This window comes from Fodinibius sp., from assembly GCF_041642155.1.
Taxonomy (GTDB): Bacteria; Bacteroidota; Rhodothermia; order Balneolales; family Balneolaceae; genus Fodinibius.
Window position 1 is genome coordinate 1 of sequence record NZ_JBEPWZ010000349.1, and the last position, 2,861, is coordinate 2,861.

At 47.7% G+C, this 2,861-nt stretch carries 3 protein-coding genes; 1 reads left to right on the forward strand and 2 read right to left on the reverse strand.

From position 1 onward, the window contains the following. Positions 1-57: 57 nt before the first annotated feature. Positions 58-690, forward strand: a complete 633-nt coding sequence (locus ACESLU_RS13745; RefSeq protein ID WP_372639198.1) for a class I SAM-dependent methyltransferase — start codon at positions 58-60, stop codon at positions 688-690. A gap of 11 nt (positions 691-701) precedes the next feature. Here the strand turns inward: ACESLU_RS13745 and ACESLU_RS13750 are convergent, their stop codons facing one another. Together ACESLU_RS13750 and ACESLU_RS13755 are read right to left on the reverse strand one after the other, a co-directional pair. After that, positions 702-2,135 carry a sensor histidine kinase gene (locus ACESLU_RS13750; protein WP_372639199.1) on the reverse strand — a complete coding sequence of 478 codons (1,434 nt, stop codon included), beginning with the start codon at positions 2,133-2,135 and terminating at the stop codon, positions 702-704. Continuing rightward, positions 2,128-2,861, reverse strand: a 734-nt coding sequence (locus ACESLU_RS13755; RefSeq protein ID WP_372639200.1) for a response regulator transcription factor, incomplete at its 5' end; no start/stop codon positions are given. The genes ACESLU_RS13750 and ACESLU_RS13755, both read right to left, overlap by 8 nt.

The following is a 2,861-nucleotide window of genomic DNA, read 5'->3' on the forward strand; positions in this document are numbered from 1 at the left end:
ATTATCGAGAACGGTCACAATCCGTGACAGCTGATTCTGACAAATTTAAACTGCCATATGGCCCAGAGAGGAAAACAACATACGCGTAGCCGGTACGATCTGATTGCTCCTTTCTATAACATTATGGAATGGCCCCTGGAACGGTTTCTTTTTAGTCGCTGGCGAAAACAACTTTGGAATCAGATAACGGGACCGAAGGTTCTTGAAATCGGAGTGGGAACGGGCAAGAATATCCCCTATTATCCCGATAATATTGCGTTAACAGGAATTGACCTTTCCCCGGGTATGCTAAAACGGGCAAAACAATTGTTGGATAAAAATCAGCAAGACCGTATCTCGCTTAAAGAGATGGATGCTCAGGACATGGACTTTCCCGACAACCATTTTGACGCTGCGGTAGCCACCTTCGTATTTTGCTCGGTTCCTGATCCCATCCTGGGATTAAAAGAAGCTCTGCGCGTCACCAAGCCCGGAGGCACTCTTCATATGCTGGAACACATGCGTGCTAATCCCCCGGTGTTAGCTTCCGCAATGGAAAAACTGGATAGCCCCATCCATTACCTGAGTGGCGTACATATAGCCCGCAGAACGGTCTCAAACGTTAAAAAGGCAGGATGGGATATAGAAACCGCCCGCGACTTAACATCCGGTGGAATTGTCAAAAAGATAGAGGCCACAAAGCCCGGTTAACTTTTTGGTTCTTATACCAATGGCAATTCAACTACAAATGTACTCCCCTCCCCCTGCCCATCGCTATACGCCCGAATCTTTCCCTCATACAGCTCGACAATTGCTTTCACCAAGGGCAATCCCAGCCCACTGCCGGGACACTGTTGAACCTCCCGCTGATCCGCGCGGTAAAAACGCTCAAACAGATGTCTTTTTGTTTCCTGATCAAATCCAATGCCCGTATCACTTAAATGGATTACTGCTTTTCCACTGGATCGCTGCACCTGCAGATCCACTCTTCCTCCTTCAGGGGTATATTTCAACGCATTTTCCAAGAGATTATTTATGACCTCCTCGATATAAGCTCCATGGGCACGAATTTGTAACTCCGGGGTAATATCTACTTTCATAGCAATATCTTTAGCCCGAGCCTTTTGCTGGTACCCGGCAGTTACCGCCTCAGTGATCTGACTGATATTTATGCGTTCAGCCTCCAATCGATGTACAGACTCCACCCGAGACAGCTGGAGCAACAGATGCACCATCTCGCTCATACGGCGGGTTTCTGTTAACATCCGCTGGATGGTTTCCTGATACTCCTCTTTTGAACGGGGTTTCCGCAGCATGATTTCCGCGTCGCTTCGCATGGATGAGAGCGGCGTCATCAGCTCGTGGGCCGCATCAGAGGTGAAGCGTTTTTCCCGCTCAAAACCTTTTTGCAGACGGTTAAGCATCATATTAAAAGTTTCGGCCAGATCGGTGAGCTCGTCTCGAACCTGGTAATTCACGGGTATGCGCTTGTCCATATCTGTGGCTGTGATCGATTTGGCAGCATCGATAATGGAAGACACAGGGGACAACGCCCTTCGGGACAGCCAGTATCCTCCGAGGATCGAAAAAGCCACACTTATTGCAATCAGAACCAGCAGATATCGCCTGAACCGACTCAGTTCTTCATGCAGGGTCCATTCGAATCCGGTGACTTCCAACCATCCATTGATCTCGTCCTCGTTTTCAATAATAGGGTAAAACAGCGTCCGTGTCGGAAGCTCTTGCCACTGGCTGCTGAGCGAATACTCTTCCGCAGCTTCGGGGATATCGGTTTCCAAAGGCTGATCGACACCGGTAAAGTTCGGGCTCCTATAAATGAGTTGTCCTTCCCGGTTATATAGTCGCACATAGGTTCCGTATTCTACCCCGCTCTTGAGCGCGGCATTACGACTATAGCCTGACAAGTCAATGGAAAGCGTATCCCCGGCCGTATTGATGTGCGGGAGCAGCTGTTCAGCCTCGAACCGCAAATGACGATCATAGTTATGATGAATCGATTGATGAAATGATTCATATAAAAAATAGCCAAAAGCACTTAACATGATAAACAAGCTCAACCCATACCAAAATGCCAGTTTTTTAGAGATAGACAGTCGATCGAAAAAACCAGTTACCCTGCTCACAATCCTACTCATATTTGTTGATTAGCTCGCTGTTAAGTCGATATCCCGCGCCTCGTATGGTTTCAATTACCTGGGAGTGGTCTTTTAAAAAAATTTTCCCGCACTCTTCAAATGACTCGGCCAACTTCTGTCGCAGCGTTGAAATTGTGGCCTCAATCGTATTATCACTCACATGATAGGCCGATCCCCATACCCGCTCTGCCAATTGGGTCTTAGAAAAAACCGTTTCCGGCTCGCTCAATAAAAGTTCTAACAGAATAAACTCCTTGGGTCTGAGCGATCGCTCAATATTGCATACTTTTACCCAATGTTTGCGCGAATCCACTGCAATTGGTCCCACGGAAACAACTTCATTATTATGGATCTCGGATGAACGCCGGCTCAATGCCCGAATGCGCGCAAGAAGCTCTTCAAATGAAAAAGGCTTACTCATGTAATCGTCAGCACCGGCATCCAATCCAGTAACTTTATGGTCGAGATCTCCAAGTGCCGTCAGCATGAGAACCGGAAAGGTCCGGTCTTCCGCGCGCCAACGCTCCAGAATTTGCTTTCCATCCCGATTGGGCAGCCGCCAGTCCAAAATCACCAGATCATAATCAGTAACCAGTCCCTGTAGCTCGGCCTCTTCCCCATCATGCATCATTTCCACCACATGACCTTCCTCTTCCAGTCCCCGTTTAAGGGAACTGGCAAGCTGCTTTTCATCTTCTACTAAAAATATCCACATAAAAAGAGATT